The organism is Flavobacterium sp. CS20 (assembly GCF_018080005.1).
In the GTDB taxonomy this organism is placed as follows: Bacteria; Bacteroidota; Bacteroidia; order Flavobacteriales; family Flavobacteriaceae; genus Psychroflexus.
In genome coordinates, this window is record NZ_CP073015.1 from 2028992 (window position 1) to 2043951 (window position 14960).

The window sequence follows — 14960 nt, forward strand, 5'->3', positions numbered from 1 at the left end:
TTTTATGGTTGTTTCGTTAATATCAATTTGCTTTATCTTTATTTTTTTTGATTTGTTCTTCAATATTTTTTTTGATTTGATCTTGCATTTCATCATTTCTTTTAATTCTAGATTTTGTCTTTTCAATATCTTTATCATCTTTCAAATCCTTTAGCTTCTCTTTTAAAGCCGTTTGTTTTTTGTCAATTTCTTTAAGATAATCTTTTTTTGTCTCCAGTTTTTCAGATTTGATCGCTTCATCAAATATTAAATCCTCTGGTGGTTTTTCATTAACAGCTTTTGTTTTACTAGCTATTTGTTTTGGAATAAATTCTACATTATCTATTCGTCGTTGGTTCATAAAAGCTGGTGATACAATTTCTATGTTCTCAGCATGAAGTTTATCTATTACTTTAGCGTTAAGTAGTGATGTCGTACTAAAATATTTACTACTATCTTCTAAAAATCCGTGAATTTTATATGCAACTGAGTAATCGCCTAAGTTTGTTATGTACATATAAGGATCGGATAAACCAGTTTCATTGGTCGCATTCTTTAAAGTTTTCTCTACTTTTTCACGAGATATGTCATATCCTAATGAAACTGAAGTGGAAATTACGGTATTCGTTTTTCTTGTTAGTTTAACGGGATAACTGGCTATATAGAGATTTGGAATTGTAATGAAATTGCTATCTTCCAGTTGAATTTCCGTATGAAAAATACTTTTTTCAATTACCCTTCCTTGAAAGTCTCCAATTTTTATCAAATCTCCATTTCTGAAACGATTCATAGAATTATTCATAATTCCTGCTATTATGTTACCTAGAAGAGTGGTTGAACTCAAAGCAATTCCTGCACTAATAATAATTCCGAGAAAGCCCAATATTTGTCCTTTTAAAGCTTTATCAATTGGCAAGACTAAAATAAATGACAATGTACTAACAAGAACTATAAATAATGAAATTGCACCTTTTATAATATTTCGATTCGATTTTGTTGATTTAAACCTCTTAAAAATCCATGAATTAAAAATCAGTAGGATTACCAATATAATCAATACAACAGTAGGCTTAATTAACGATTCTATTATATGATTCATTTTTAATGATCTTTGATAAGGTCAAATTTCGTTAATTTTATTATGATTATCTTCATTATTATGTAGTTTTATCAATTTTAGTTATCAGAAGTATATCATTGGTTTTTAAAGATTAGATTAATTCCTTTCTAATCTTAATTTGATGGTTGTTAAGTGTGTCTTGAAAATTGATATTGATTATGAGCATAAAAAAACCTGCAGTTATAAAACTACAGGTTAAATTTTTAACAAAATAATATTTAAAACTTATATGAATTATCTTCAATCACACGTTTAGCGATAGTTTTACGTAACTCAACAATATTAGGATAATTGTAATATTTCGTAAAACGTTTTAATCCCATCAACATCATTTTTTGTTCATCGCCTTCCGCAAATGAAATAATAGCTTCTTTGGCTTTTTCACTGATTTTTTCTACAGTGTGATACAATTTTAGTTGAGCCATTGCAATTTGAACTTTTTGAGTGTCCTCGCCTTTAGCATTAGCGTTCTTTTTAGCTCTCAAAATAGCAGATTCGACCATATAAATTTCTATCAAAATATCAGCTGATGCAAGAAGTAATTGCTGTTGTTCTTCCAACTTTGTTTCATATTTTTGAGCAATTGCACCAGATACCATCAAAAACACTTTTTTGAGTTTTTTTATCATATCTAATTCTTCAGACAACAATTCTGAAAAATCAGGCGTATCAAAAGACGGAACACCTGTCAATTCGTCTTTGACGGCTTGAGCTGGTCCCATAAAATCAACATGACCTTTCATTGCTTTTTTTACCAACATACCTATAGAAAGCATACGGTTGATTTCATTGGTGCCTTCGTAGATTCTAGAAATACGTGCATCTCTCCAAGCAGACTCCATCGGTGCATCGGCAGAAAAACCCATTCCGCCATAAATTTGAATACCTTCGTCAGTGCATCTTTGAATGTCTTCTGAAACCGCAACTTTTAAAATTGAGCATTCAATGGCAAATTCTTCAACGCCTTTCAGTTCGGCTTCTTGGTGAGAATTTCCGCTTTCTTTTCTAAGGTTGATTCTATCTTCAATATTTTTAGCGACTCTGTAGCAAGTCGCTTCATCTGCATAAACTGCAGTAGCCATTTCTGCAAATTTCTGCTGAATCGCTCCAAATTGAGATATTGGTGTGTTGAATTGAACGCGGTCGTTGGCATATTTAACTGCTGAACCAATCACTCGACGTTGGGCATCAAGACAAGCTGCTGACTAATTTGATTCGCCCTACATTTAAGGCGTTCATCGCAATTTTAAAACCGCCATTTCTTTCGCCTAATAAATTTTCTACTGGTACTTTAGTTTCATTAAAAAACACTTGACGTGTTGACGATGAATGAATGCCGAGTTTCTTTTCTTCATCACCTAGAGAAATTCCGTTTTCTAAATCTTTTTCAACGATAAACCCTGTGATGTTTTTATCGTCTTCTATTCTTGCAAACACGATAAACAAGTCGCAAAATCCAGCATTTGAAATCCACATTTTTTGACCAGAAATCTTGTAGTATTTACCATCATCAGATAAAACGGCTTTGGTTTTTCCAGAATTGGCATCTGATCCAGCGTCAGGCTCGGTTAAACAATAAGCTCCAAACCATTCACCCGTAGCGAGTTTTGGGATATACTTTTTTTTCTGCTCTTCTGTGCCATAGAGTAAAATAGGTAGAGTGCCAATGCCAGTATGTGCTCCAAAAGCTGTGGCTATTGAACCCGTTGCTCCAGAAATATAATCACATACCAACATTGTAGAGACAAAATCCATTCCTAGACCGCCATATTCTTCTGGAACAGCTACACCAAGAAAACCGAGTTCACCGGCTTTGTTCATAATTTCTTCGGTGAGAGCGTAGTTTTTCTTTTCAAATTCTTCTTTTTTAGGCCAAATTTCTCTGTCCACAAATTCTTTGATGCTGTCGCGCATCATTTTTTGCTCTTCTGAAAAATCTTCTGGTGTGAAGATATCTTCTGCCTTTGTATCCTTAACGATAAATTGACCGCCACGAATCATTTCATTTTGTTTTTCTGTTGTTTTCATAATCCTCTTATTAGCCTCTCCCCAACCCTCTCCAAAGGAGAGGTAGAAAAGAGAATGTTTAATTATACTTTATTTTAAATTCATTTTATTATACACATTATCCTTAGTTCCTCCCCTTAGAGGAGGCTATGTGAGGTTTTTTTAATACACTTCATAAACCCCAGCTGCACCTTGCCCAGTTCCGACACACATTGTTACCATAGCGTGTTTGTTTTTAAGGTTTCGTTTTTTCATTTCATCAAATATTTGAACGGATAATTTTCCGCCGATGCAACCCAACGGATGACCTAATGCTATGGCACCACCGTTCACATTTAAAATGTCTGGATTGATATCTAATTCTCTTCTAACGGCTATCGATTGAGATGCAAAAGCTTCGTTGAGTTCAATCAATTCCATATCCTTGAGCTTTAGTCCTGCTTGTTCTAAAGCTTTAGGAATGGCTTTTATTGGACCAATACCCATTATGCGTGGTTCTACACCAGCTACTGCATAGCTTACCAATCTCGCTACAGGTTCAAGATTGAGTTCTTTAAGCATTTCTTCGCTCATAACCATTACAAAAGCTGCACCGTCGCTCATTTGAGATGAATTACCTGCAGTTACGCTTCCGCCTTCAGCAAATACAGGACGAAGTTTGTTTAAGACTTCAATTGAAGTATCAGCTCGTGGGCCTTGGTCTTGGTCAACGGTGTAAGTTTTTGTTTGCTTTTTATTAGACTCATCCACAAATATTTCTTCAACTTCAATCGGCACAATTTGATCTTTGAAACGGTTTTCTTTTTGAGCCTTAATGGCTTTTTGATGGGATTGAAATGCAAATTCGTTTTGGTCTTCTTTTGAAACTTTATATTCATTGGCAACGGCTTCTGCAGTTAAACCCATTCCCCAATAATAACTTTCGTGACCTTGTTTTGCGACTTCATAATTTGGCACTGGTTTATAACCACCCATAGGAATGTAACTCATACTTTCTGCACCACCTGCGATGATACAATCAGCCATTCCTGTTTGGATTTTTGCTGATGCGATGGCTATAGATTCGAGTCCTGATGCACAATACCGATTGATGGTTACGCCTGGAACTTCTTCAGTCTTTAATCCCATAAGAGAAATTAATCGCCCAACATTTAATCCTTGTTCGGCTTCGGGCATTGCATTACCGACAATGACGTCGTCAATACGAGATTTGTCAAATTCTGGAAGTTGCTTCATCATATAATTGATGGTTTCAGCGGCCAAATCGTCTGGTCGCTTAAATCTAAATACACCTTTTGGTGCTTTACCAACTGCTGTTCTGTATGCTTTTACTATATATGCTGTTTTCATAGGAAGCCCCCTAACCCCCAAAAGGGGGAATTTACCTACAGGGGGTTAAATAGGTTTTTAATCATTATTATACAATTTTTCAAATACTCAAACATTTAAATCTTATTTAATTCCCCCTTTGGGGGTTAGGGGGCACTTAATTTCTAAGCGGTTTCCCGTTGTTAATCATATGTTGTAAACGTTCTAATGTTTTTCGTTCGCCACAAAGCGATAAAAAGGCTTCGCGTTCAAGGTCTAATAAATATTGCTCTGACACGTAATTGGCTTCTGACAAGTCTCCACCAGACATTACATAAGCCAGTTTATTGGCTATTTTTTGGTCATATTCGCTGATATAATGACCAGCTTTCATTTGATCGGTACCGACTAAAAATGCCCCTAGAGCTTGACGACCAAGCACTTTAATATCATTGGTTTTTACTGGTTGAGAATAGCCATTATCAGCCATTAATCTGGCGTGTTGCTTAGCAATAGCAAGTTGTCTATCTCTACTGACTACGACGATATCTTTGCCTTGTTCCAAAATGTTTAAGTCATAAGCTTCATGAGCAGATTTGGAGACTTTTGCCATACCGATAGTGAGAAAATTTTCTCTTAATCGATTGACTTCAACATCGTCTTTTTTATAGGTTTTGGCGGCACGACGTGTCATTTCTTTTGAGCCACCGCCACCAGGAATGACACCAACGCCAAATTCTACCAAACCGATATAAGTTTCAGCGTGAGCTACAACTTTATCGGCGTGCATTGATAATTCACAACCACCGCCGAGAGCCATTTGATGTGGGGCGACCACCGTTGGAATAGATGAATATCGCATACGCATCATTGTATCTTGAAAATATTTTATAGCACCATTGAGTTCTTCATATTCTTGTTCTACGGCAAACATAAAAATCATTCCAATATCAGCACCAACTGAAAAATTTTGTCCATTGTTAGAAATCACAACACCGTCGTATTCTTTTTCAGCTATATCCATTGCCGTATTGATACCATTCAAGACATCGGCACCTATGGAATTCATCTTACTGCGAAATTCTATATTCAAAATCCCATCGCCTAAATCTGTAGCAACTAAATCTTTGTTGCTCCAAACTTCTTGGCTTTCGCGAATATTATCTAAAATAATGAACGCATCTTGACCAGGTATTTTGACGTGTTCTTTTTTATCAATGTCATAAAAATAGGTTGCACCATTTTTAACTGAATAGAAACTTTGGGCATTATCAGTAGCTAATTCTGAAATCCAATCTGCAATGTCGTAACCTTCATCTTTCATCAGTTGAATGCCTTTTTCTAAACCTATGGCATCCCAAATTTCAAATGGACCGTCTGCCAACCAAAGCCAGCTTTCATTGCATCGTCAATTTTGTATAAGGCGTCTGTGATTTCAGGAATCCTATATTGGACATATGCAAATAAGGCGACGAAATTTTTTCTGTAAAATTCACCTGCTTTATCTTCACCTTCAATTAAAATAGAAAAACGTTTGGCAACGTCATCAACTGATTTTGTTTTGTCTAAAGTTGAAAATTTTGCACGTTGTTTTTCTCGATATTCCAATGAATTTAAATCTAAAGATTTGATTTCACTTGAACCGTCTTTATTTTTTATTTTCTTATAAAATCCTTGGCCTGTTTTACTGCCATACCATTTGTTTTCCATCATTTTTTTGATAAAATCTGGAAGTTTGAACAATTCGTGACGTTCATCTTTGGGTACGTTTTCATACAAACCATCAGCGACGTGAACTAATGTATCTAAACCGACGACATCAACAGTTCTAAACGTAGCTGATTTGGGTCTGCCGATGACTGGTCCAGTGAGTTTATCGACTTCTTCTATGGTCATATCCATATCTTTTACCATATGAAATAAGCTCATAATGCTGAAAATACCAACGCGATTTCCGATAAATGCTGGTGTGTCTTTGGCAATAACCGTGGTTTTACCAAGGAATTTTTCGCCGTATTCGTTTAAAAACTCTAAGACTTCTTTGGAAGTATCTGGTCCAGGTATGATTTCTAAAAGTTTAAGATATCGTGGCGGATTAAAAAAGTGCGTGCCACAGAAGTGTTTTTTAAAGTCATCACTTCTGTCTTTTGCCATAAATTTGATAGGAATACCTGAGGTGTTTGATGAAATGATGGTTCCTGGTGTTCTGTGTTTTTCAAGGTTTTCAAAAACTTGTTGCTTGATGTCTAAACGCTCAACTACCACTTCAATGATCCAATCTACATCTTTCACTTTGGCAATGTCGTCTTCGAGATTACCTGTTGTGATGCGGTTGGCAAAATCTTTATGATAAATTGGTGATGGGTTTGACTTCAATGAATTTTGTAGAGCGTCGTTGACAATTCTGTTTCTTACGACTTTGTCTTCAAGGGTTTTGCCTTGCTTTTTTTCTTTGTCGTTGAGTTCGCGTGGAACGATATCGAGTAGTAAAACTTCTACGCCAATATTGGCAAAATGGCAAGCAATACCGCTACCCATAATTCCTGAACCAATAACTGCTACTTTATTAATGCGTCGTTTCATGTGTTTATTTTTAAGTCGAAATTGTTTTGGTTTGATTATATATTTTTCGATTAGATATCATATCTATAATCGTGTTAGCAACTTCTATAAATGTTTTTAAGTCATTTTCACTTATGTTTTCTCTTACTTTTTGATCGAAAGTTAGAACCACTTCTTTGGAATATTCTCTCATTTCTTTACCAAATTCTGTGAGGCAAATTAGAATGCTTCGACCGTCTTCTGGGTTGGGTTTTCTTTCGATGAGATTTTTGTCTTCCATTGTTTTTAGTGTTCTTGATAATGATGTGGCTTCCATGCCCATTTTTGGTCCTAAGGAGGTTGATGGTGTGCCATCTTCAGGGTCTATATTGAGCAAAACAAAACCAGTTGCCATAGTTGAACCTTTTTTGCCTGCTTCTTCGTTATACATTTTTGCTACGGCAATCCAAGTTGCTCTTAAAACATAATCAATGGTCTTATCTCTCATTTTATTTTATATGTTCAAATGTAATAAAAATTTATTATGCACGCATAACAAATTTGTAAATTTATTGTTAATTGATTTTAAATTCTAATAATGTTGGTGTTAAACGAATTTTGTTTTTTAATGCCACTAATGCACTAATGTTTTTGTCGAATGAATTGTGTTTTTTAATGCCACTAATGCACTAATGTTTTTGTCGAATGAATTGTGTTTTTTAATGCCACTAATACACTAATGTTGATGTAAAATGAATTGTTTTTTTTAATGCCACTAATGCACTAATGTTGATGTAAAATGAATTGTTTTTTTTAATGCCACTAATGCACTAATGGTGATGTAAAATGAATTGTGTTTTTTAATGCCACTAATGCACTAATGTTGATGTAAAATGAATTGTGTTTTTTAATGCCACTAATGCACTAATGTTGATGTAAAATGAATTGTGTTTTTTAATGCCACTAATGCACTAATGTTTTTGTCGAATGAATTGTGTGTTTTTACGAAAGTTGTGATGGCTTAGGGGTTTCTGATGAAATGTTAATTATAAAAATTTGTCGGGACAAGATGTACGATATGGGAATATAGCGATAACCCAGTTCGAAGCCCAAAACAATTATGCTATTAAGGTCTAAACATTTGCCAATCGAGTTTGATAGAAAACACATTGGAATAGAGACCGACGCTTTGATCGCCAATGTCGGTGAAAGCGTAGTCAATTTGGATGCCTTTGTATTTGAAACCGACGCCAAAATTGGGCTGAAATCCGATGTCTTCTGAGCCGTCGAGTTGTTTGACGTTTTGAAAATTACCTACACCACCACGGAGAAAAACCATACCAGTATAGTCGGCTTCGAAGCCAAATGCTGGGGTTGCACTTGCGGTTGATGTGGAAAAAATATCATTAGTTTCGGCAAATCTAACATCTAAGTTGAGGGCGGTTTTGAGACCAAAATCTCTGTTGATTTCAAACTGACGTGCCATTCCCATTTGTAGTTTTGGAAGGGTAATTTCTGTATCTTCGGGCAACTCTTGGTTTTGACCTGCAACGGCATTTTGGATTGTAGCGAATTCATCTTCGTCGATGGTCCATGTGTTGTAGGTAGTTGTGATGTCACGAGCCATAAAGCCAAACTCCCATTGTTTTGATGAGAATTGCACACCGACATCAAAGCCGAATCCCCAAGCTGTGGCAAAATCGCCAATAACTCGTCTTATGACCTTGGCATTTACACCATAACTGAGTCCTTGTATGGGTAAGTGTCTGGCATAGGAAATGGTGAATGCGTAATCTGCTGTTGAAAATAAGCTGATACGGTCATAGTCTATATTGCCTTGCTGATCAATGAGTTGTGTGGTGTTCAATATATCGTCAACACCAAAACGGATAATGCTAAAACCAATGGCACTTCTGCTATCCAGAGGCTTGGCACCAGCAATGTAGTCGTAATTAGCGATGTTGGCAAAATAACTGGAATGCATAGCTGAAAATTGCCAGTCTTCAAGATGAATGAGTCCAGCGGGATTCCAATAAACAGCGTTGACATCTTTGGATGTTGCGGTTACAGCGTTGACCATACCAAAGGCACTGCATCGACACCTATGTTTAAAAATTCGTTGGAATATTTACGGGTTTGTGCCTGAAGTGCGAGTGATGTCAATAGAAATAAAATAATTACGCCTTTCAACTGAAACAATTTTTTTTTGACAAATATCTTTAATTATATGGTATATAAAACTTATTTTGGTCAATCATATTGCATTTAGTTGATATTTATGCTCTAAAAATAACAAAATCAGAATTTTGAAAGCTTTTATACCGAATTTTATTACGTTATTAAATTTGTTGATGGGTTGCATAGGAATTTATTTTGCGATGAAAGGCGAGTTGATTTTTGTCGCATATTGTTCTGCACTTGGTATTTTCTTTGATTTTTTTGATGGGTTAGTAGCAAGATTATTAAAAGTGAGTAGTGAATTAGGCAAACAACTTGACTCATTGGCTGATTTGGTTACGAGCGGTGTTGTGCCATCTTTGGTGGTTTTTCAATTATTCAGAAAAGATCTCATCGGATTAGGTTCATTCCACATTTCAATTAATGAGCAAACACCTTGGTTTGCTTTTACAGCCTTTGCTATTACATTAGGTTCAGCATATAGGCTTGCTAAGTTCAATATTGATAGCAATCAAACTGATAAATTTATAGGATTACCAACGCCTGCAAATGCGATTTTGATTTTGAGTTTGCCTTTTATTTTGAATTATGAGCAAATCGACTGGATAGATGAGTTAATTTTAAATGATATGTTTTTAATTGGGCTGAGTTTGGTTAGTGTCGTTTTGCTTAATATGAAAGTAGAATTGTTTTCATTGAAGTTGAAGTCATTTCGGTTTTCTGAAAACAAGGTTGTATTTGTGTTTTTGATGGTGTCTTTGGTATTACTGGTTTTATTGAAATTTCTATCAATACCGCTTATTATTCTATCCTATATTTTAGTTTCGATTTTATTCAAAAAAAATACAGCTAAGCATTAACTTAGCCGTATTCTAATAAAATAATCAATTAATTTGATTTTATTTATTTTGTTTATGTAAGTGCACATCCATTTGAGGGAAAGGGATATTGAGTCCTTCTTTAGCAAACTCATTATAAACTTTTTCGTTCAAATCAAAATAAACAGGCCAGAGATCTGCGACTTTAGACCAAGTTCTCACTACGATATTGACAGAGCTATCTCCAAGTGAATGTAGTGCTAAGAAAGGCTCTGGATCTTTGTAAATTCTATCGTCTTCTTCGATTAATTTTTTGATAACTTTTTTAGCCTTTGCTACATCATCGCCATACGCGATGCCAAATTTCCATTCATTTCTTCTATCTTCTTGTTGGGATAAGTTAGTCATATCTGAATTTGCGAGAGCTCCATTAGGGATATAAACTACTTTTTTGTCAAAGGTATGAATGATTGTATAAAAAATTTGTATTTCTTGAATTATGCCTAAATAACCCTTAGCATCGACTACATCTCCAACTTTAAATGGGCGAAGAATTAAAAGGACAACTCCACCAGCAAAGTTTTGTAGCGTACCTTGCAAGGAGAGACCAATAGCAAGACCTGCGGCACCAAGTATAGCAACAAAGGAAGTTGCTTCTACTCCAACCATTCCAATTACACTTATAAAAAGAATAATTTTGAGTAAAACAGAGGTAATTGTTGATAAAAAAGGCACAAGACTCTCATCAATTTTTCTTTTTACCATAGTTTTCCTTACTGCTTTCACAATAATTTTGATGAGCCAAAGCCCTACAACAAGTGTAATAATTGCACCTAATACTTTGGGTGCATAGGATATTAATAGATCAACAAATTGGTCTAAGTGCTTTTCCATATTTTAATTATTAGTTTGAATGTTAAAGTACAAATTTAATTTATTTTGATTTTTTAATTCAGGTTTTTTTAATCATAATGATATAAAATTGTTTTCTGCAAAATAGTGAATAAAAATATTTAACCCTTTTTTGGTCCACCATTCGTGATTTCTTGGCTTGCGTAAGGTTCAAATTTTTTAAAGTTTTTGACAAATGAATCTGCAAGTTGTTTAGCTTTTTTATCATAAGCTTCTTTATCTACCCAAGTATCTTTTGGGTTAAGTACTTCAGGTGGTACGTTAGGGCAAGTTTTTGGCATTTGTAAACCAAAAATATCATGTTCTTTATAATTTACATTATCCAATTGATTTTCCATGGCGGCAGAAATCATAGCTCTGGTATATTTGAGTTTCATTCTGCTTCCAGTGCCGTAAGCACCTCCTGTCCAACCTGTGTTAATGAGCCAAACGTTAACCTTGGCATCTTGCATTTTTTGACTTAGCATTTCTGCGTATCGTGTTGGATGAATGGGCATAAAAGGTGCTCCAAAACATGCTGAAAAACTTGGTACAGGCTCATCAATGCCAGCTTCTGTACCAGCAACTTTTGCCGTGTAACCACTTATAAAATGATAAGCGACTTGACCTGGTGTTAATTTGCTTATTGGAGGTAAAACCCCAAAAGCATCAGCGGTCAAGAAAAATATATTTTTAGGATTATGACTAACTCCTGAAAACTCTGCGTTTTCAATAAAATCAATAGGATAGCTAACACGGGTATTTTGAGTTATGCTATCATCTTCATAATCTACATCGCCATTATCTTTAAGGACAACATTTTCTAAAATAGCTCCTTTTTTAATAGCTCCAAATATTTCTGGTTCATTCTCTTCTGTTAAATTAATGACTTTTGCATAACATCCACCTTCAAAATTAAAGATTGTATTTTCATTTGTCCAGCCATGTTCATCATCACCAATTAGTTTTCTATTGGTGTCAGCAGAGAGTGTAGTTTTGCCCGTTCCAGAAAGACCAAAGAAAATAGCTGTATCACCATCACGACCTAGATTAGCAGAACAATGCATTGGCAGGGCGTTTTTTTGAACAGGTAATATAAAATTTAAAGCTGAGAAAATTCCTTTTTTAATCTCGCCTGTGTAGCCTGTACCACCAATGATAACAATCTTTTTAGTGAAATTTAGAATCGCAAAATTTTCTTGACGTGTACCATCAACTTTTGGATCAGCTTTAAAACCAGGTGCATTGATTACAAGCCAATCTGGATTAAAGCCATTTAGCTCCTCTTTAGTAGGTCTAATAAACATATTGTAGCAAAACATATTGCTCCACGGATATTCGTTGATGTGTCTGATTCCAATTTTATAATTGTCATCAGCACAAGCAAATACATCTCTAGCGTAAACCTCTTTGCCAGATAAATAAGCCGTTATCTTTTTATAAAGTTGGTCAAATTTGTTTTTGTCAAAAGGGATATTGATGTCGCCCCACCAAATTTCGTCTTTTGTGATGTCATCTTTTACGATAAAGCGGTCTTTGGGAGAACGCCCTGTAAATTTACCTGTGTTTATTTTTAACGCACCATTACTTGCCTCTTCACCTAAACCTTTTTCTAAAGTGATTTGATGAAGCTTTTGTAGTGAGAGTTGATAATTAACTTTAGCATGTTTAATGCCATAAGACTCAAGAGAAATGGTTTTGAGATTTTGTGAAATAGAATCCATAATTTTAGATTTAATTCTAAACAAATTTAAAGAGATTCTTTAATAAAAAAATTGATTTACTGTTATATTTTTAATTTTTCTTTAAAAAACTGATAATCATCAATATCCAACCTAGTATCATTAAACTTCCACCTATTGGGGTTAGAAAGGCGAGTTTTGTGAAATCAAAATTGTAAAGCTCATTTGTTGCTAACCCATAGATAGAAAAAGAGAAAAAGATAATTCCAAAACACAACAAGTAAAAAATTGCTTTTTGGTATTTAGCATTTTTACCTAAGGCAAAACTTAAAATTAGCATCAACAAAGCATGGTACATCTGATATTTTACTCCTGTTTCAAAACTCTGCAACTGATCAACACTTAAAACATCTGATAATCCGTGCGTACCAAAAGCTCCAATGATTACAGCCAATAATCCAAAAAAAGCTCCAAATATTTTAAAATTATCTCTCATGTGTTTAAATTTTTATTTCTTCTAAAATCAATTAGAAAGAACATGCACCTTAGTATGAATAATTGTTGGTATTTATGATGTTTTACAATTTTAGATTTAAACAAATATAAACAAAGTGGTTTGATTGCCATGTCAAAACATCAAAAGTAAAATTGAAAAGTGATAAGAGATAGTGATTTATATTTGAATTATTTTTACATCAATGGCTAAATATTTTTAATAATATTGGCGGCTTGTTCTAAAGTTTCATCGGTTTTTGCAAAACAAAATCTAATATAACCTTGCTGAATATTTTTATGATTAAACACAGAAACTGGAATAGTTGCTAATTTATGAGTTTTGATCAGTTCTATGCAAAATTCATTGTCGGGCAAATCTGATATTTCTGTGTAATCTGCCAATTGAAAATATGTCCCTTGTGTAGGTACACATTTAAACCGAGAATTTTTAATAAGACTTAAAAACCTATCGCGTTTTTGTTGATAAAATTTAGATAAATTCAAATAATGTTCAGGTTGATCTAAAATCTTACTTAAGGCAAATTGCAAAGGGTGATTAACGCAAAACACATTGTATTGATGCACTTTTCTAAATTCTTTCATCATAGCTTTGGGAGCAACAGCATAACCTAATTTCCAACCTGTTACATGATAGGTTTTTCCAAAAGAAAAGGTCACTATGCTACGTCTTGCTAGTTCTTCTTCTTTACAAATGCTGTGATGTTTTCTGTCATCAAACACCATATGCTCGTAAACTTCATCGCTTAAAATATAGGTTGAAGTATCTTTAACAACGGCTTTTAATTGCTTAAAATCTTCTTCGGTCCATACATAACCTGTTGGATTATGTGGAGTGTTGATAATAATAAGCTTGGTATTGTCAGAAATCAAATCTTTAACCTTATCCCAAGGTATTTTATATTCAGGTGCATCCAATTGAATAGGTTTTACAATGCCACCATATAGTTCTACCGCTGGTTCATAGCAGTCATAAGCAGGTTTAAACACAATGACTTCATCGTCTCGATGCACTAATGCAGAAATAGCAGTAAAAATAGCTTGCGTCGCTCCTGCGGTGATAGTAATTTCACTTTCCCAATCGTAACGATGATGGTATAGGTTGTAAAATTTGTCGGATAATTTTTGTCGTAGCTCAGGTAAACCACCCAAAGGAGCATATTGATTTCTGTGTGAGTTTAAAGCATCTTCACTATATTTTATGAGTTCTTTGTCAGGCATAAAATTAGGAAAACCTTGAGACAAATTAATGGCTTGATGCTCTTGTGCTAATTGACTCATTTTGGTAAAAATAGTCCTTCCGATATGAGGTAATTTAGACTTGAGTTGATGCATGAAAATTTTATTTTATCTAAGTTAGTGTATTTTATACTACTTCTTTATGATGGATTGCAATGTAGCTTGTTTTAAATTCTTCATAATTTTGGTGTCTATACGGTTGCATTACAATAACGTGAGTTCGATATAAATTCCAATAAAATATATTCATATAAAATACAGATATTTAATCATTTGTCATGTCGATAGATCGAAGCATGAGCGTCGAGACATCTCAGTAGGATGAGATTTCTCCTCATTCTTTGTTACCAATGACAAAATTTGCTAACAAAAATATGTAATCATCTGATTTACAGCTTTCAATAAATCGGACTCGCGTTACAATAATCATAAATCATATTAAAAAAAGATAATTATATAGTCGCAAATTGAAATAAATATAAGGGTTTTAGAACAATTTAAAGGGCAAAATACACAAAACTTTATCAAAGAACTTCCTACTGATAAAGCTTGCAAAGCTTATTTGGCAAAAACAAAATGGATTGCAAAGAATTGCCGAGAAACTGTTGAAACTATCAAATCAAAAAGCAAATAAAAAACCTCAAAGATTTAATATAAACTCAATACAGAATTAGATCTAAATCT

General features: G+C 34.2%; 8 protein-coding genes and 4 pseudogenes. 2 read left to right on the forward strand and 10 right to left on the reverse strand.

Going from position 1 to position 14960, the window contains the following annotated elements:
• Window positions 1-22 precede the first annotated feature (22 nt).
• From IGB25_RS09590 to IGB25_RS09615, 6 genes and pseudogenes are all read right to left on the reverse strand, one after another.
• A complete protein-coding gene (locus IGB25_RS09590; RefSeq protein ID WP_211064818.1) occupies window positions 23-1078 on the reverse strand; it encodes a mechanosensitive ion channel family protein in 1056 nt (351 codons plus the stop codon).
• Between the two features lie 239 nt (window positions 1079-1317).
• Window positions 1318-3127 (reverse strand): annotated as a pseudogene (locus tag IGB25_RS09595) (acyl-CoA dehydrogenase family protein).
• Window positions 3128-3268: 141 nt separating this feature from the next.
• Window positions 3269-4456, reverse strand: a complete 1188-nt coding sequence (locus IGB25_RS09600; protein WP_211064819.1) for an acetyl-CoA C-acyltransferase — start codon at window positions 4454-4456, stop codon at window positions 3269-3271.
• 136 nt (window positions 4457-4592) lie between these two features.
• A pseudogene (locus tag IGB25_RS09605) lies at window positions 4593-6997 on the reverse strand (3-hydroxyacyl-CoA dehydrogenase/enoyl-CoA hydratase family protein).
• A gap of 10 nt (window positions 6998-7007) precedes the next feature.
• Window positions 7008-7463: a MarR family winged helix-turn-helix transcriptional regulator gene (locus IGB25_RS09610; RefSeq protein ID WP_211064820.1), complete on the reverse strand. Its 456-nt coding sequence runs from the start codon at window positions 7461-7463 to the stop codon at window positions 7008-7010.
• Between the two features lie 618 nt (window positions 7464-8081).
• Window positions 8082-9145, reverse strand: a pseudogene (locus IGB25_RS09615) (PorV/PorQ family protein).
• A gap of 116 nt (window positions 9146-9261) precedes the next feature.
• On the opposite strand from IGB25_RS09615, the gene IGB25_RS09620 reads away from it, so the two are divergent.
• Entirely contained in the window at window positions 9262-9993 is a 732-nt protein-coding gene (locus IGB25_RS09620) for a phosphatidylcholine/phosphatidylserine synthase (protein ID WP_211064821.1), read from the forward strand.
• 39 nt (window positions 9994-10032) lie between these two features.
• On the opposite strand, the gene IGB25_RS09625 is transcribed toward IGB25_RS09620, so the two are convergent.
• The 4 genes from IGB25_RS09625 to IGB25_RS09640 form a co-directional block, all read right to left on the reverse strand.
• Window positions 10033-10845, reverse strand: coding sequence for a mechanosensitive ion channel family protein (locus IGB25_RS09625; protein ID WP_211064822.1), 813 nt, complete (start codon window positions 10843-10845; stop codon window positions 10033-10035).
• A gap of 119 nt (window positions 10846-10964) precedes the next feature.
• A complete protein-coding gene (pckA, locus tag IGB25_RS09630; RefSeq protein ID WP_211064823.1) occupies window positions 10965-12566 on the reverse strand; it encodes a phosphoenolpyruvate carboxykinase (ATP) in 1602 nt (533 codons plus the stop codon).
• A gap of 70 nt (window positions 12567-12636) precedes the next feature.
• A complete protein-coding gene (locus IGB25_RS09635; RefSeq protein ID WP_211064824.1) occupies window positions 12637-13020 on the reverse strand; it encodes a DUF423 domain-containing protein in 384 nt (127 codons plus the stop codon).
• A 206-nt stretch (window positions 13021-13226) separates the two neighbouring features.
• A complete protein-coding gene (locus IGB25_RS09640) occupies window positions 13227-14372 on the reverse strand; it encodes a methionine aminotransferase (protein WP_211064825.1) in 1146 nt (381 codons plus the stop codon).
• Between the two features lie 382 nt (window positions 14373-14754).
• On the opposite strand from IGB25_RS09640, the pseudogene IGB25_RS09645 reads away from it, so the two are divergent.
• Window positions 14755-14856: pseudogene (locus IGB25_RS09645) on the forward strand (IS1595 family transposase); the annotation flags it as partial.
• Window positions 14857-14960 lie beyond the last annotated feature (104 nt).

Coding starts and splice junctions, on each gene's coding strand:
- IGB25_RS09590 (WP_211064818.1), bottom strand. CDS start 1,078: ATGAATCATATAATAGAATCGTTAATTAAGCCTACTGTTGTATTGATT.
- IGB25_RS09600 (WP_211064819.1), bottom strand. CDS start 4,456: ATGAAAACAGCATATATAGTAAAAGCATACAGAACAGCAGTTGGTAAA.
- IGB25_RS09610 (WP_211064820.1), bottom strand. CDS start 7,463: ATGAGAGATAAGACCATTGATTATGTTTTAAGAGCAACTTGGATTGCC.
- IGB25_RS09625 (WP_211064822.1), bottom strand. CDS start 10,845: ATGGAAAAGCACTTAGACCAATTTGTTGATCTATTAATATCCTATGCA.
- pckA (WP_211064823.1), bottom strand. CDS start 12,566: ATGGATTCTATTTCACAAAATCTCAAAACCATTTCTCTTGAGTCTTAT.
- IGB25_RS09635 (WP_211064824.1), bottom strand. CDS start 13,020: ATGAGAGATAATTTTAAAATATTTGGAGCTTTTTTTGGATTATTGGCT.
- IGB25_RS09640 (WP_211064825.1), bottom strand. CDS start 14,372: ATGCATCAACTCAAGTCTAAATTACCTCATATCGGAAGGACTATTTTT.